The organism is Rhodanobacter hydrolyticus (assembly GCF_044904645.1).
The window spans coordinates 3,624,891-3,638,921 of sequence record NZ_JADIKK010000008.1 but is presented as its reverse complement, the minus strand read 5'-3'; the positions used below and the strand labels follow the sequence as shown (position 1 = coordinate 3,638,921).

Genomic DNA, 14,031 nt, shown 5'->3' with positions numbered 1-14,031 from the left:
CCATGGATGGCCGGTATTGCCGTTCGCGGATGGAACCGCGTGAAACAACTCCAAAACCAGAAACAAAAAAACCCGGCACGATGGCCGGGTTTTTGTCGATACGTGATGCAGCAGCGCGCGACAGCCTACCCGGCCGAATGTTCGTCCAGCGGTCGGCGCGCACGCGACGTCATGCCAGCAGCCATGCGGGCGCTGGTCAGGACATTGGCGGTATAGACGGCTGTAGACATGGGGCTTCCGGTCGAGCGAGCCGACATCATGACGGGATTTTCGCTGCCATGCAACATGCGTTTTTGCGATCGCCATCCAGGGATCGCGCACTTCGGGCTGACGCCGGTGCGCGATGCCAAAGTCGCTGGCGGCGGCCTTTCCGGAAACCCCTACGAAGACGCCGCCCGGAGGCGGCGTCTGCGAACATCACTCGGCGGGGGTCACGCTCACCCGCACGCGCAGGCGCTCGCCGGGATCGTAGTTCAGGCGCGACTCGTAGATCTCGCCGCGGTAGCGGTACTCCACGTCGTAACCCGCGATCTGTTGCTGGCTGCCCGTGTTGACCATGCTGCAGTTGGTCACCGTCTGTGCAGTCTGGGTGCCGCTGTTGGCCGCCACCTGGCCGCCTACCGCACTGCCTGCCACGGCACCGACCGCCGTGGTGAGCACGCGCCCATTGCCCCTGCCAACCGTGTTGCCCAGCACGCCACCGACGACAGCGCCCAGGATCGAGCCCGCCGTGGTATTGCCCGGATGCTGCTCGACCACGGTCTGGTTCTGGCAAACCTGGCGTGGCGCGGTCACCTGCACATAGACCGGATCGACCCGCAACACGTCGGCCCAACCGAAATGGGCACTGTCGTCCTGTGGCGGTCCTGGCTGCGCACCGGGCGGCGGCGGGGGTGGGTAATTCGCATCCTGCGCCTGGACGCCGGTGACGGCGACCAGGGCCAGCACCAGCGGAACAAAGAGAAACTTAGGCATTGCGGACTCCGGGACATTCTTTTGGGCGCAGCTTCGGCGCATGGCAGATTGCAGCAAAGGGATGCTGAATCGAGGCTTAGAGCCGGTTCTATGTCTCCGCAGGGACGGGGACGACGCCACTCCCGCAGTCGCGGAGCGGCGCCCGATCCCCCGATCCCCCGATGCCTCCCTGCGTACCTTCGTTCTTCCATGGCCTGCGCGAAACACCCCCCGGCACGAGCCATGCGCAGACCGCGGACGGCCCCTGAAATTCCCCGACTGCATCGGCTTGCCAACGCGTCGCTTACGCCTTGTTAAGATGCAAGGCTGGGCCGTACCCGCGGCCATTGCTGGAATTTCATCACGATGCCGATTTCGCTCTACAACAGCCTTACGCGCCGCACCGAAACCTTCGCGCCGCTCGATCCGCAGCGCGTGACGATGTATTTGTGCGGGCCCACGGTGTACAGCTACGTGCACATCGGCAACGCGCGCGGCCCGGTGGTGTTCGACGTGCTGGCCCGGCTGCTGCGCCGGCATTACCCGAACGTGGTGTACGCCCGCAACATCACCGACGTGGACGACAAGATCAATGCCGCCGCGCTGGAACAAGGCGTGGGCATCGAGACGATCGCCGGTCGGTTCACTGCCGCCTACCGCGAAGACATGGCTGCGCTGGGCATCGCCCCTCCTGACATGGAACCCTGCGCCACCGCGCACATCGCCCCGATCGTGACGATGATCGAGAAACTGATCTCAGACGGCCACGCCTATGCTGTCGAGGGACACGTGCTGTTCGACGTGGCCAGCTATCCCGATTACGGCAAGCTCTCCGGCCGCGACACCGAGGAGCTGATCGCCGGCGCCCGTGTGGAAGTGGCGCCTTACAAGAAAAACCCCGTCGACTTCGTGTTGTGGAAGCCTTCCACACCCGAGCTGCCCGGCTGGGAGAGCCCCTGGGGCCGCGGCCGTCCCGGCTGGCATATCGAATGCTCGGCGATGAGCGCCACGCACCTGGGCGAGACCATCGATATCCACGCCGGCGGCGTGGACCTGCTGTTCCCGCACCACGAGAACGAGGTCGCGCAATCCACCTGCGCCCACGGCGGCAAGACCTTCTCGCGCTGGTGGCTGCACAACGGCATGCTCACCTTCGACGGCCGCAAGATGTCCAAGTCGCTGGGCAACGTGCTGCAGCTGCATGAGATGCTCAAGCGCCATCCGGCCGAGGCGCTGCGCCTGCGCCTGATGAGCGGCCACTACCGCCAGCCGCTGGACTGGTCCGACGCTGCGATTGCGCAGTCGGTGAGCACGCTGGACGGCTGGTACCGCGTGCTGCGCGATCTGGCGCATGTCGCGGTGGACACCGCGCAATTGCCGGTGCCTGCCGCCATCGAAGCCGCATTGTGCGACGACCTCAATACCCCGCAAGCGCTGGCCGAAATCTCCGTACTGGCCGATGCCGCCCGCATGCAGGGCACGCCCGAAGCCAAAGCCGTCCTGCTTGGCGGTGGCGCCCTGCTCGGCCTGTTGCAGCAGGACCCCGAGGCATGGTTCAAGCAGGTTGGCGGCAACGAAGTCGATGCCACCAAGGTGGAAGCCTTGCTGGAGGAACGCCGCGCCGCGCGCGCCGCACGCGATTTCGCCCGCGCCGATGCGATCCGCGCCGAGCTTTCCGCCATGGGCGTGACCATCGAGGATGGCGCGCAGGGCACGCGCTGGAGTGTGGCCAAGACGTGATCGCCGCAGCGGGAGATACTTAGCGCATCGTCGGCATGCGCGCGATAATGTGCGCATGAACGACACCGCCACGAGCACCACCACCAGCGCCGCTGAGGCACAACGCGAGATCGCCGAAGAGTTTGCCTACTTCAGCGAATGGAGCGAGCGCTACCAGTACCTGATCGACCTGGGCAGACAGCTGCCGCCCTTCCCCGAGCAGTACCGCACCGATGCGTGGCGCGTGCACGGTTGCCAGTCGATGGTATGGCTGGTACCCAGCGGCGACGCTTCGAAGATGCACTTCGCCGCGGCCAGCGACTCGGCCATCGTGTCCGGACTGATTGCACTGGTGCTGCGCGTGTACTCCGACCGCCCGGCGGCGGAGATCGTGTCCACCGAGCCGGATTTCATCCAGGCCATCGGCCTCGCCAAGCACCTTTCGCCGACGCGCTCGAACGGGCTGGCGGCGATGCTCACCAAGCTGAAAGGCTACGCCGCTGCGGCCGCAAGTAAGGAGTGAGCAAAGGGAGCGGCGCAGCACCGCGCCTTTCGCTTCGCTCCACGCAGGAGCCCCGCTCGAAGCGGGGCTCCTTTGAAAAGTCCGGCATGGATGTCGGGTTTGATCTTTGCGCTCACGAAGGAGCGCAGAAATCAATCCCCCATCTGCTTCTGCAGATGTTCGCGACGCTCCTGCGCATCCAGCGACAGCGTGGCGATTGGACGCGCGTCCAGGCGCTCCACGCCGATCTCCTCGTCGGTTTCCTCGCAGTAACCGTAGCTGCCGTCCTCGATGCGACGCAGCGCCTTGTCGATCTTGGAGATCAGTTTGCGGTAGCGGTCGCGGGTACGCAGTTCCAGCGAGTTCTCGGTTTCGCGCGTGGCGCGCTCGGCCTCGTCACCCACGTCGCGCACTTCGTCACGCAGGTTGTCCATGGTCTGGCGCGACTCTTCGACCAGCTGATCGCGCCAGTCGCGCAGCTTGTTGCGGAAATAGGCCAGATGCATCGGGTTCATGTACTCCTCCTTGGAGGAGGGGCGGTAACCCTTGGGCAACGCGATCTGGGTGGTAGCCGGCAACGCGTAGCGCCCGTCTTCGCGGGTGACGCCATTGTCGGTGTTCTTCTCTGCCTTTTTGTTCATTGCGGATGATGCGTTTTTCGATGGCTTGTGGGATGCGGAAGCGATGGTATCTGCGGTACGTGGCAGCACCATGGCCGTGGCGCTCGCCACCTTGCCTTTGATCGGCGGGGTGACGGGCGACGGGGATGTTTTTTTCTCGACAGGCGGTGCCTTGACCGGTACGGCCACCGGCTGTGGAGCGGCGACCTTGCCCTTTGCCGGCTTGGCGATGACTGCCGGTTTGGCCACGGCCTTGTTGGTTGCCGCCTTGGCTGCGGGCTTCAGCGGCTTCTTCGCGACAGCCTTCGGGGTCGGCTTGGCTGCCGGCTTCTTGGCCGCGGGTTTGGCCGCTTTCTTCGTGGCCGCCTTTACCGGCTTCTTTGCGGCAGGCTTGCTTGCCGGCGACGGCTTCTTGGCCGGGGCTTTCTTCGCCACGACCTTCTTCACCGCGGCCTTCTTCGCGACAGGCTTCTTCGCTGCCGGCCTGACCGCCTTCTTGGCGACAGGCTTTTTCGCAGACGCCTTCGCGCCTGCGGCTTTCGCCTTGGCGGATGCGTTGCTAGCTGCGGCTTTCCCTTTCGAAGCCTTGGCGGCGGTCGAACTGCGCGTGGTTTTCGCCATCTTCCTTCACCATTTATTGGCCTAGGCGGCCGCGTGTTATAGCCCATGTACCCTGCACCGGCAAGCCGGCTTCTGGGATACTCGCCACATTAACCAGCAACAAGTTGTTCCAGCAACGTGAATGTGCCTAGCCGATTCCTGCTGCTCCTGCTGCGCCTCTACAAACGCTGGCTCAGCCCCCTGATCGGACAGCACTGCCGTTTCTACCCCACTTGCTCCGATTATGCACGCGGCGCGATCGTGCGCTTCGGCCCGTGGCGCGGTTGCCTGCTCGCCGCCTGGCGGCTTTTGCGCTGCCAGCCGCTGTGCGCCGGGGGAGAGGATCCCGTCCCGGGGCACTTCCACTTCGTGCGCTGCCGGCACCAGGGTGAATCGAACGTCCCTCCCCCACAAGCGGGCGAGGGGCATTGAGGAGTCAGGGCGAACCGAAGCCGCCCTCCACGCCCTTGCTGGCGTAGGCCACCGCATCGTGCGGATGCAGGCTTTCCTGATGCTCCACGCGTACATGGAAATCGGCAAGGCGTGCATCCGCATCGAGTGCCTGCTGTATGCGCCTCGCCGCATCCTCGCAGAACATCAGGTTGCCGCCATTGGCGAGCGCGAAGGCCTGTTCGTCTTCGCGCTTCACCGCCGTCTGTACCGGCGTGCCCAGGGCCTGCTCCACGCGGTCGAGCGTGGCCAGGAGGTCGAACGGCACGCCTTCCTTCAACCGCACCAGCAGGCGCGCCACGCTGCGCTGCGCATGTGGCGTGGCGACGATGCCGCGCTCGCTGCCCAGCCACGCCAGCACGGCAGCATGATCGACTGGCGTGGCCGCGTCGAAGTCGCGCGCGAACTGCTCTTGTATCAGCTGGCGCGACAGCGCCGCGGAAGCCGGGCACGTGGAGGAGTAGACCACCTCGGTGCCCAGTTCCAGTCGGAAACCCTCCGGCCCCAAGCTCGCTTCGACCGACACCGGATAGCTGCGCCAGCCGCTGTGTGCGCTGCGCAAGGCGTTTCGGCGCACCAGCGCGTCGAAGCGGATGCTGAGGCGCGCGTGGTCGGACAGCCCACCATGCGATTCGAGGAAGGCGTGCAGCAGGCTTTCCAGCATCGCCGCGCTGAGTGGCTGCGTGCCCAGGTGGTGGTCGACCAACAGGTACAACCGCGACATGTGGATGCCACGCTTGTCGGGTTGCACAAGGTTGACGAAGGCGCCGAGCTGCGCGCTGGCGCGCTGCACCTCGCCGTCGCCCGCATCGAACCGCACCGGCACCTCGATGCCGTCCATGCCCACCCAGTCCAGCGCCCCACGCAGATGCGGCTGCGCCTGTGTGGCGACGTCGGGCATCAGGCGGATAGTGTTCTCGTGGCTATGCATGAGCGTACTCGTGGCGCGGAGTCGTCTATTTTGGGCCGGTCTGGCGCATTGCAACAGACAACGGCGGGAAACGCTGCGTTCAGTCGGCCGCCGCTGTCCGCCAGCGACGTGCCGCCCGCCACGCGGCGAAGGTGGTGCCGAAGTTGCCCCGCCCACCCTGTTGCAGCGCGGCCAGTGGATCGTCCGCTCCGCGCGCACGGCCCAGCAAGCGTTCGGCTTCACGCGACTCCAGTGCGCGGAACACGCTGAGCGTCCCGGATAGCCGCCCTGCCTCGCGCCAGCTCGATTGCAGGTCGGCCAATTGCGCCCTGATCGCCTCGTCGCGCGCTTCGCTGCGCCGCCGCAAGGCGTCGCGGGCAAGGCCGTAGCGGGCCAGCCGCGCCATCGGCAACGGCAGGCGGTCACGCTCGGCATCGTCCTCCAGCCGGCGCAACACATGCAGCAGGTGACTGAGCGTGGCCACGCGCGCGGCGCGTTCCGACGCCGCCCCGTTGCCATACCACCATGCGGTTTCCAATTCGGCCAGCGCGCCGTGCAATGAACTGGCGGCGGCGATCTGGGCGGGGAAATCCGCCGCCGTGCCCTCTTCCAGTTGCGCCATGGCGGCGAGCACGGGGGCCATCCAGAGTTCGGTGGCGATCGCATGGGCGCGCTCGTCGTCGAACAGCACCTGGGTCAGGGGGTGGCGACCGCCGCTGGCGCCGGCTCCTGACAATTCCTCGGCCCACCAGTTGAGCTTGCCCAAGGCCACGTGCGGTTCGCGGATACCGTAGGCCGCAGAGAGCAGTTCCTGCTCAAGCGCAGCCAGCGCAATGTGTCCGGAGTATTTCCCCGGATCGACGAAGACCAGGGCCATGCGCTGCGCCGGCTGCACTGCCAGCCATTTGTCGACGTAACTTTGCAACGCTCCGTGCGAGACCACCGGTTCGCTCACGCGGCCACCTGCAATCCCAGCAGGGACGCCAGCTGATACGGATCGTCGACCACCACGTCGGCGCCCCAATGATCCGGGTCGCCGCCATCCAGGTAGCCCCATCGCACGGCTACCGTGTACAGCCCGGCCGCTCGTCCGGCTTCGACATCGCGCGCGTCGTCGCCGACAAACACGCAACGCGCGGGCGCCACGCTAGCTCGCGCGCAGGCCAACAGCACCGGTGCGGGATCGGGCTTCTTCACCGGCAAGGTATCGCCGCAAACCACCGCGCTGGCACGCAGGTCCCAATCCATGCGCGCGATCAGTTCTTCGGTGAGGAAGCCAGGCTTGTTGGTGACGATGCCCCAGCGCTGTCCGCGCGACTCGATGTTTTCCAGCAGCGAGGCGATGCCCTCGAATGGCCGCGTATGCATGGCTAACATGCCCTGGTAAAGCTCGAGGTAGCGCGGCATGCGCGCCAGCAGAACCTCGTCGCTTTCGTCGAAGGCACAACGCAGGATCGCACGGCTGCCGCGCGAAACCACATTGCGGACCGCGGCGTATTCCGGCGCGGGTGCGCCGACTTCCGCGCAATAGGCCACGAGCGCGGCATGCAGGTCGGGAGCGCTGTCGAGCAGGGTGCCGTCGAGGTCGAACAGCACGCCTTCGATGTCCGCAGGCGGGGCCTTCACGCCGGCTTCCTCGCGCAAAGGATGTAGTTCACCGCGGTGATGCGGCTGAGCCATGCCTTCCGGCTGAGCGGGTTGTAGCCCAGGCCGCTGACGTCCTCCAGCTCCAGTGCTTCCGTGCGCAGCAGGCGCGCCAGCTCGGAGGGCTTCAGGAACTGCGCGTAGTGGTGCGTGCCACGCGGCAGCAGGCGCATCAGGTACTCCGCACCGAGGATGGCCGCACCGAATGCGGCCGGCGTGCGGTTGAGCGTCGACAGGAATACGCGCCCGCCGGGCTTGAGCATGGCTGCGAGGTCGCGCACCAGAGCGGCGGGATCGGGCACGTGCTCGATCAACTCTAGGCAACACACGGCGTCGAACGTCTCCGGCTCAGTAGCGGCCAGTTCGGCCGACGACTGTTTGCGGTAGTCCACCTTGAGGCCGGATTCGTGCAGGTGCAGGCGCGCGATCTCGATCACCTTGAGGCCCATGTCGATGCCGGTGACCTGTGCGCCAGCACGCGCCAGCGCCTCGCTGAGCAGGCCGCCGCCACAACCCACGTCGGCGATCTTCGCGCCGCGCAGGTTCACGCGCGCGGCGACGTAGTCGGCGCGCACGGGGTTGAGATCATGCAGCGGGCGCGACTCGCCGTCGGGATCCCACCAGCGCGCGGCCAGTTGGTCGAAGCGGGCGATCTCGGCGTGGCTGACGTTGCTTGCGGTCATGACGGTACTCATCGCATGAGTTTATTGAAAAGTGTGCCCATGGACGGTCGCGTCGTTGATCTGCATGTCATGGATGGGCGCAAGAGCTTAAGCAGCATGCCATTCATGCAACGTGATGTCCCAGCCTCCACTGGCGTAGGCCGGATCGCCATGGGCTATCGCGCATGCTTCGTCCAGCGACTCTGCGCGCAATAGGTAGGCGCCGCCGCTCTTGTCGCCGAACGGGCCCGACAACTCGTTGCGCCCCTGCGCGCGCAAGGTCTCGAGAAACTCGCGATGCAACGGGACGATTGCCGGATCGCACTGCGGGCGACGCATGAGTAGGACGAGATAACGGTGCATGATAGGTGCCTGTTGAAAAGCGCAGCCAAGAACGGCGCCTCTTGAGTCTCAAACTCGGAGACGCATGCGAGCTCAATGCGTCGCGATGCGTTCGCGCCAGGCGCGGGTACGGGCAAGGATGGCATCGACGTCCATGCCTACCAGCTCTCGCGCGGCCAGTTTGCGGCGACCGGCAATCCACACGTCGCTGACCTGGTGGCGCCCCGTGGCATAGGCCAGTTGCGAGGCCACGTGATACAGCGGCTGGGTTTCCAGGTCGGACAACCGCACCGCGGCAAGGTCGGCTTGCTTGCCCGGCTCGATCGAACCGATCTTCGCGTCGAGTCCCATCGCCTTCGCGCCGCCCAGCGTGGCCGCGCGCAGTGCGCTGGCGGCATCCAGGGCCGCGGCGTCCTGTGCCACTGCCTTGGCCAGCAATGCGGCAGTACGCAGTTCGCCAAACATGTCGAGGTCGTTGTTCGAGGCGCAGCCGTCCGTACCTATGGCGAGGTTCACGCCAGCCTTGTGCAGCTTCTCTGCCGGACAGAAGCCGGAAGCGAGCTTGAGGTTGGACTCCGGGCAATGCACCACCGATACTCCGGCCTCGGCGCAGGCAACGATCTCGCCGTCAGTGAGCTGGGTCATGTGCACGGCGATCAGGCGGTCGTTGACCAGGCCCAGCTTCTGCAGGCGCTGGAACGGACGCAGGCCGCTTTTCTGCTTCTCTTCCTCGACCTCGTGCGCGGTCTCGTGCAGGTGCAGGTGCACCGGAATGTCGAGCTGGTCGGCCAGCACGCGGATGCGCGCGAAGCTCTCGTCGGAGACGGTATACGGCGCGTGCGGCGCGAACGCGGTGGATACCAGCGCATCGCCGCGGAAGCTGTCATGCACTTCGCTGGCGCGTTCGAAGTATTCGTCCTGCGACTTCGCCCATGCGGTTGGGAATTCGATCACCGGCAGGCCCACCACCGCGCGGAAGCCAAGCTTGCGGTAGGTGGCGCCGATGGCGTCGGGAAAGAAGTAATTCTCGTTGGCGCAAGTGGTGCCGCCGCGCAGCATCTCGGCCACCGCCAACTCCACGCCGTCGCGCACGAATTCAGGGCCGATCACCTTGGCCTCGGCCGGCCAGATGTGCTGCTGCAGCCAGACCATCAGCGGCAGGTCGTCGGCCAGTCCGCGTAGCAGGGTCATCGGATTGTGTGTGTGGGCGTTCACCAGGCCGGGGATCAGCGCATGCTCCTGCAACCGCACGGTTTCGCGCGGAGCGTAGGCGGCGCGCGCCTCGGCGATGGGCAGCAGGGCCACGATGCGGTCGCCGTCGACCGCCACCGCGTGGTCTTCCAGCGCAACGCCATGCGGCTGGACGGGGACGACCCAGCGGGCTTCGATGAGGAGGTCGACAGGTTGGGGCTGCGTGTCGCTCATGAAAAACTCCATCAAGCGGATAAGCGAAGGGCGGCCAACCTTGCGGCGCCGCCCCTTGGCTCGTCATTCCGGCGCAGGCCGGGACCCAGTCCAGTATTCATGCGAAGCACATCTGTAACGAACGCTGCGCGCAGGTACTTCACTGGATCCCGGCCTACGCCGGGATGACGCAACGGCAAGCCGCGCGCAGACGCGCGGGCCGTTGCGTCACTTGCCGACGCGGCTGACGTATTCGCCGGTGCGGGTGTCGACCTTGACGACTTCGTCCTGACCAACGAACAGGGGCACACGCACCACGGCGCCGGTTTCCAGCGTGGCCGGCTTGCCGCCGCCGCCGGAGGTGTCGCCACGCACGCCGGGGTCGGTCTCGGTGATCTTCAGCTCGACGAAGTTCGGCGCCTGTACCGCGATGATCTCGCCGTTGAACAGGGTGACCACGCACTCTTCCTCGCCCTTCAGCCACTTCGCGGTGTCGCCGATACCTGCCTTGGAGGCCTGGTGCTGTTCGAAGCTCTCCTGGTGCATGAAGTGCCAGAACTCGCCGTCGGAGTACAGGTACTGCATGTCGGTGTCGGTGACGTCGGCGACTTCGAAGCTGTCGCTGGATTTCATCGTCTGCTCGGTGGTGCGGCCGGTCTTCAGGTTGCGGATGAAGATGCGGGTGAACGCCTGGCCCTTGCCGGGCTTGATGAACTCGGCTTCGGTGATGATCCAAGGATCGTTGTTGTGAAGGATCTTCATGCCCTTCTTGACGTCGTTGAGACCAGCGGTGGCCATGCGATGAACTCCAAAGGTGAATGGGTCGGGGCCCGAACGCCCCTCGTGCCGCAACGGCGGCTAAAATGGGCGATTCGAGGGTCCGGTACGGCCCGGACAAGGCCATACATGATAACCGCAAGCCCCGGCGCACGCATTACACAGGCCGCCGCCACGCCAGCCGGCGACTGGCGGCAGGTGTGGCGCGAGGCCGTCACCGACGCCGCCGAACTGCTCGCCCTGGTGGGCCTGTCGCCGCTTGCTGTGCGGCTGCCACCCGCGGATGCCGGCTTCGCCCTGCGCGTGCCGCGCGGCTTCGTGGCTCGCATGCGCCATGGCGATGCGCGCGATCCGCTGCTGCTGCAGGTCTTGCCGCAACTGGCCGAGCTGGACGAGGCGCCCGGCTTCGTCGCCGACGCAGTGGGCGACCTCGCCGCCCGCGAGGCGCAGGGTGTGCTGCACAAGTACCACGGGCGCGCGCTGCTGATCGCCAGCGGCAGTTGCGCGATCAATTGCCGTTACTGTTTCCGCAGGCACTTTCCCTACGGCGAGGAGATGGCTGCCGCCGGCCAGTGGCGCAAGGCGCTGGAACACGTGCGGCAGGACGCCAGCATCCGGGAACTGATCCTCTCCGGTGGCGATCCGCTGGCGCTGTCCACCGCCAAGCTGGAAGAGCTTTCGCGCGGACTGGCCGATATCCCGCACGTCACCCGCCTGCGCATCCACACCCGGCTGCCGGTGGTGCTGCCCGAACGCATCGACGAGACCTTCACGAGCTGGCTCGCTACGCTGCCGCTGCAGAAAGTGGTGGTACTGCACGCAAACCACGCCAACGAATTCGACGCCAACGTGGATGCCGCCTGCGCCCGTCTGCGCGACGCCGGGGCCACCTTGCTCAACCAGTCGGTGCTGTTGCGCGGGGTGAACGATGATGCCGACACGCTGGCCGCGCTGTCCGAGCGCCTCTTTGCCGCCGGCGCGCTGCCGTATTACCTGCACCAGCTCGACCGCGTCCAGGGAGCCGCGCACTTCGAGGTCGACGACGCCCGCGCGCTGGCGTTGCTCGATACGTTGCGCGCGCGCCTGCCCGGTTACCTCGTGCCGAAACTGGTGCGCGAGGTGGGTGGCGACCCCTCGAAGCGTCCCCTGTAAACACCCGTTGCACCTGCGCCTGTTCAAATCTCGGCTGGCGGTTCCCGCGCCAATCCGTTACAACCGCCCTTGCGGATCGCCTCGCGGGGGACGCGAACAACCACCACCAGCTTTTCGCGACGCCGACAATCCATGAAAAAAGATTTCGTCATCAAGATCCTCTTCATCGAACATTCGGTCGAGGATGCTGAACAAATCATCAGCCTGCTGCGCAATACCGGCATCGCGGTGCGTCCGGCGCGCGCCACTGCCGCCGACCAGGTGCAGGCGGCGCTGACCGAGCTGGAACCGGATCTGGTGATGTTCGACCCCGGCAATGGCGCCATCACCCTGGTTGAGGTGATCCGCATGCTGGATGCGCAGGGCATCGACTATTCGGTGCTTGGCCTGGTCGGAACCCTGGACAACCAGCAAGTGGCCACCTTGTTCGAGCAGGGGGTGCATGGCATCGTCACGCGCGGCATGCCCGGCCAGTTGCTGGCCGTGGTCCGGCGCGAATTCGACGCCCTGCAGAACCGCCGCATGCTGCGTTTGCTGGAAGGCACGCAGCGCGAGCTGGAGCGCCGTTGCGACGCCCTGCTCGACTCGTCCCGCGATGCCATCACCTACGTGCACGAAGGCGTGCACGTGCGCGCCAACCAGGCCTACCTGGAAGCCTTCGGCCACGAAAGCTTCGACGACCTGCTCGGCATGCCCATCCTCGACATGATCGACGCCTCCAGCGTCGACGAATTCAAGAACCTGCTGCGCGGCCATACCCGTCAGGAGAAACTGGCGAACCAGGTCAGCCTGCGCGCACGCCGCGCCGATGGCAGCCCGTTCGACGCCACCGTGGAATTCGCCCCGGCCACCTTCGAGGGCGAGCCCTGCCTGCAGATCGTGTTCCGTCGCCAGACGATCGACCCGGCCATGCTGGAACAACTGCAGCGCGACCCGGTCACCGGCCTGTACAACCGCGCCCACATGCTGGAGTGCATCGACCATGCGGTGACCGATGCGGCCAAGGGCAAGAAGGGTCAGGCGCTGCTGCTGATCGAGCCGGACAACTGGGCAACGATGGTCGGCGGCATCGGGCTGGCCAAGGCCGACGAGCTGCTGGCCAGCTTCTCCGACCGCGTACGCATCCTGCTGGGCACGAACGACACCGCCGGCATGCTGGCCGAACACACGCTGGGGGTGATCCTCGACTCGCGCTCGGACGAAGCCATCCGCGAATGGATCGCCAAGTTGCAGCAAAGCATCGCCGGCGCGATCTTCGATGCCGGCTCGCGCTCGATCACCGCCACCGCCAGCATCGGCGGCAGCCTGCTCGGCGAGAAGAACGCCAACACCGAATTGCTGCTCAACCAGGCCAGCCAGGCCCTGCGCACGGCGCAGAGCCTCGGCAGCAACCAGGCCGACTTGCACGACCCCTCCGCGCGCGAGAAGGCCGACGAGGAACGCGAGCGCTACTGGCTGGATCTGCTGCAGAAGGCGCTGGACGGCAAGGGCCTGATGCTCTACCACCAGCACACCATCAGTCTGCAGGATGCCGAGGGCGATTACTCGGAAATCCTGCTGCGCATGGATGGCCCGCAGGGCGAGGTGCTGCCGGGTTTCTTCATGCCGATCGCCGACAAGCACGGCCTCACCGGCGCCATCGACCGCTGGGTGCTGGACCAGGCCATCACCGCACTGCAACGACGCGAAGGCATGGGCCAGCAGACCACATTCTTCGTCAAGATCACCGCCGCTTCGCTGCAGGATCCCACCCTCCTCGTCTGGCTGGGTGAGCGCCTTGCACAAGCCGGGTTGAAGCGCGGCCGACTGGTGCTGGAGATGACCGAGAGCAAGGTGATGACCCTGCTGCGTCCCGCGCAGGAGTTCCTCGCCGGCTGGAAGAAGCTGGGCGGCCGTTTCGCGCTGGAACAGTTCGGCTCGGGCCTCAACTCGTTCCAGTTGCTCAGCCACATCGACGTGGACTATCTCAAGATCGACCGCAGCTACATGGCCGACCTGCCGAAGTCGCCTGACAACCAGAAAAAGGTCGCCGAGATCTGTCAGCAGGCGCGCGAGCTGAAGAAGCAGACCATCGCCGAGTGGGTCGAAGATGCCACCAGCACCTCGCTGCTGTTCGCCGCGGGCGTGGATTTCGTGCAAGGCAACTTCCTGCAGGTGCCGCAGCGGCTGGACTGAATCGCGACTGCCGAGGCATGCACCCAAGCGCATCCGGGTCTTGGCCCCGCTGCCCTGGCGCCGCTCCCGCGGCAACAGACGGGCAACAAAAAACCCGCGGAGCAATCCGCGGGTTTTTGC

General features: G+C 66.1%; 14 protein-coding genes. 5 read left to right on the top strand and 9 right to left on the bottom strand.

Annotation, left to right across the window (positions count from 1 at the left end):
* Nucleotides 1-417: 417 nt before the first annotated feature.
* The gene (locus ISP25_RS18980) at nt 418-975 is read right to left on the bottom strand and encodes a glycine zipper 2TM domain-containing protein (RefSeq protein ID WP_192156582.1); all 558 of its coding nucleotides are present in this window, start codon (nt 973-975) and stop codon (nt 418-420) included.
* A 345-nt stretch (nt 976-1,320) separates the two neighbouring features.
* Between ISP25_RS18980 and cysS the strand changes: the two genes are divergently transcribed.
* A complete protein-coding gene (gene cysS, locus ISP25_RS18975; RefSeq protein WP_404615988.1) occupies nt 1,321-2,694 on the top strand; it encodes a cysteine--tRNA ligase in 1,374 nt (457 codons plus the stop codon).
* A 55-nt stretch (nt 2,695-2,749) separates the two neighbouring features.
* Entirely contained in the window at nt 2,750-3,196 is a 447-nt protein-coding gene (locus ISP25_RS18970; protein ID WP_404615987.1) for a SufE family protein, read from the top strand.
* 131 nt (nt 3,197-3,327) lie between these two features.
* Here ISP25_RS18970 and dksA read toward each other — a convergent pair whose 3' ends face one another.
* Nucleotides 3,328-4,416, bottom strand: coding sequence for an RNA polymerase-binding protein DksA (gene dksA, locus ISP25_RS23205; protein ID WP_450088481.1), 1,089 nt, complete (start codon nt 4,414-4,416; stop codon nt 3,328-3,330).
* A gap of 117 nt (nt 4,417-4,533) precedes the next feature.
* Here dksA and yidD point away from each other — a divergent pair, with 117 nt between their 5' ends.
* On the top strand, nt 4,534-4,827 hold the full coding sequence (yidD, locus tag ISP25_RS18955) for a membrane protein insertion efficiency factor YidD (RefSeq protein WP_192156590.1): 294 nt from the start codon (nt 4,534-4,536) through the stop codon (nt 4,825-4,827).
* Between the two features lie 4 nt (nt 4,828-4,831).
* Here the strand turns inward: yidD and folE2 are convergent, their stop codons facing one another.
* The 7 genes from folE2 to efp all read right to left on the bottom strand — a co-directional run bounded on the left by folE2 (nt 4,832) and on the right by efp (nt 10,605).
* Complete coding sequence (gene folE2 / locus ISP25_RS18950; RefSeq protein WP_404615984.1) at nt 4,832-5,776, bottom strand: GTP cyclohydrolase FolE2; 945 nt, start codon at nt 5,774-5,776, stop codon at nt 4,832-4,834.
* A gap of 79 nt (nt 5,777-5,855) precedes the next feature.
* Nucleotides 5,856-6,710 carry a squalene/phytoene synthase family protein gene (locus tag ISP25_RS18945; RefSeq protein WP_343227557.1) on the bottom strand — a complete coding sequence of 285 codons (855 nt, stop codon included), beginning with the start codon at nt 6,708-6,710 and terminating at the stop codon, nt 5,856-5,858.
* The gene (locus tag ISP25_RS18940; protein ID WP_404615983.1) at nt 6,707-7,381 is read right to left on the bottom strand and encodes an HAD-IA family hydrolase; all 675 of its coding nucleotides are present in this window, start codon (nt 7,379-7,381) and stop codon (nt 6,707-6,709) included. Before ISP25_RS18940 ends, ISP25_RS18945 begins: the two co-directional genes overlap by 4 nt.
* Complete coding sequence (ubiG, locus tag ISP25_RS18935; protein ID WP_404615982.1) at nt 7,378-8,082, bottom strand: bifunctional 2-polyprenyl-6-hydroxyphenol methylase/3-demethylubiquinol 3-O-methyltransferase UbiG; 705 nt, start codon at nt 8,080-8,082, stop codon at nt 7,378-7,380. The genes ISP25_RS18940 and ubiG overlap by 4 nt, the downstream gene beginning before the upstream one ends.
* 87 nt (nt 8,083-8,169) lie before the next feature.
* Nucleotides 8,170-8,424 (bottom strand): YciI family protein, encoded by a 255-nt coding sequence (locus ISP25_RS18930; RefSeq protein ID WP_192156600.1) that lies wholly within the window; start codon nt 8,422-8,424, stop codon nt 8,170-8,172.
* 72 nt (nt 8,425-8,496) lie between these two features.
* Entirely contained in the window at nt 8,497-9,828 is a 1,332-nt protein-coding gene (locus tag ISP25_RS18925; RefSeq protein WP_404615981.1) for a TRZ/ATZ family hydrolase, read from the bottom strand.
* 207 nt (nt 9,829-10,035) lie between these two features.
* A complete protein-coding gene (gene efp, locus ISP25_RS18920; protein WP_192156604.1) occupies nt 10,036-10,605 on the bottom strand; it encodes an elongation factor P in 570 nt (189 codons plus the stop codon).
* 108 nt (nt 10,606-10,713) lie between these two features.
* Between efp and epmB the strand changes: the two genes are divergently transcribed.
* Nucleotides 10,714-11,736 (top strand): EF-P beta-lysylation protein EpmB, encoded by a 1,023-nt coding sequence (epmB, locus tag ISP25_RS18915; RefSeq protein ID WP_404615980.1) that lies wholly within the window; start codon nt 10,714-10,716, stop codon nt 11,734-11,736.
* Between the two features lie 132 nt (nt 11,737-11,868).
* A complete protein-coding gene (locus ISP25_RS18910; RefSeq protein WP_404615979.1) occupies nt 11,869-13,911 on the top strand; it encodes an EAL domain-containing response regulator in 2,043 nt (680 codons plus the stop codon).
* Nucleotides 13,912-14,031: the final 120 nt, after the last annotated feature.

Excerpts from the sequence above, each read along its gene's own strand:
- epmB (WP_404615980.1), top strand. The coding sequence starts at position 10,714 with ATGATAACCGCAAGCCCCGGCGCACGCATTACACAGGCCGCCGCCACG.
- ISP25_RS18930 (WP_192156600.1), bottom strand. The coding sequence starts at position 8,424 with ATGCACCGTTATCTCGTCCTACTCATGCGTCGCCCGCAGTGCGATCCG.
- ubiG (WP_404615982.1), bottom strand. The coding sequence starts at position 8,082 with ATGACCGCAAGCAACGTCAGCCACGCCGAGATCGCCCGCTTCGACCAA.
- efp (WP_192156604.1), bottom strand. The coding sequence starts at position 10,605 with ATGGCCACCGCTGGTCTCAACGACGTCAAGAAGGGCATGAAGATCCTT.
- ISP25_RS18925 (WP_404615981.1), bottom strand. The coding sequence starts at position 9,828 with ATGAGCGACACGCAGCCCCAACCTGTCGACCTCCTCATCGAAGCCCGC.
- ISP25_RS18980 (WP_192156582.1), bottom strand. The coding sequence starts at position 975 with ATGCCTAAGTTTCTCTTTGTTCCGCTGGTGCTGGCCCTGGTCGCCGTC.
- folE2 (WP_404615984.1), bottom strand. The coding sequence starts at position 5,776 with ATGCATAGCCACGAGAACACTATCCGCCTGATGCCCGACGTCGCCACA.
- cysS (WP_404615988.1), top strand. The coding sequence starts at position 1,321 with ATGCCGATTTCGCTCTACAACAGCCTTACGCGCCGCACCGAAACCTTC.
- ISP25_RS18910 (WP_404615979.1), top strand. The coding sequence starts at position 11,869 with ATGAAAAAAGATTTCGTCATCAAGATCCTCTTCATCGAACATTCGGTC.
- ISP25_RS18970 (WP_404615987.1), top strand. The coding sequence starts at position 2,750 with ATGAACGACACCGCCACGAGCACCACCACCAGCGCCGCTGAGGCACAA.
- dksA (WP_450088481.1), bottom strand. The coding sequence starts at position 4,416 with ATGGCGAAAACCACGCGCAGTTCGACCGCCGCCAAGGCTTCGAAAGGG.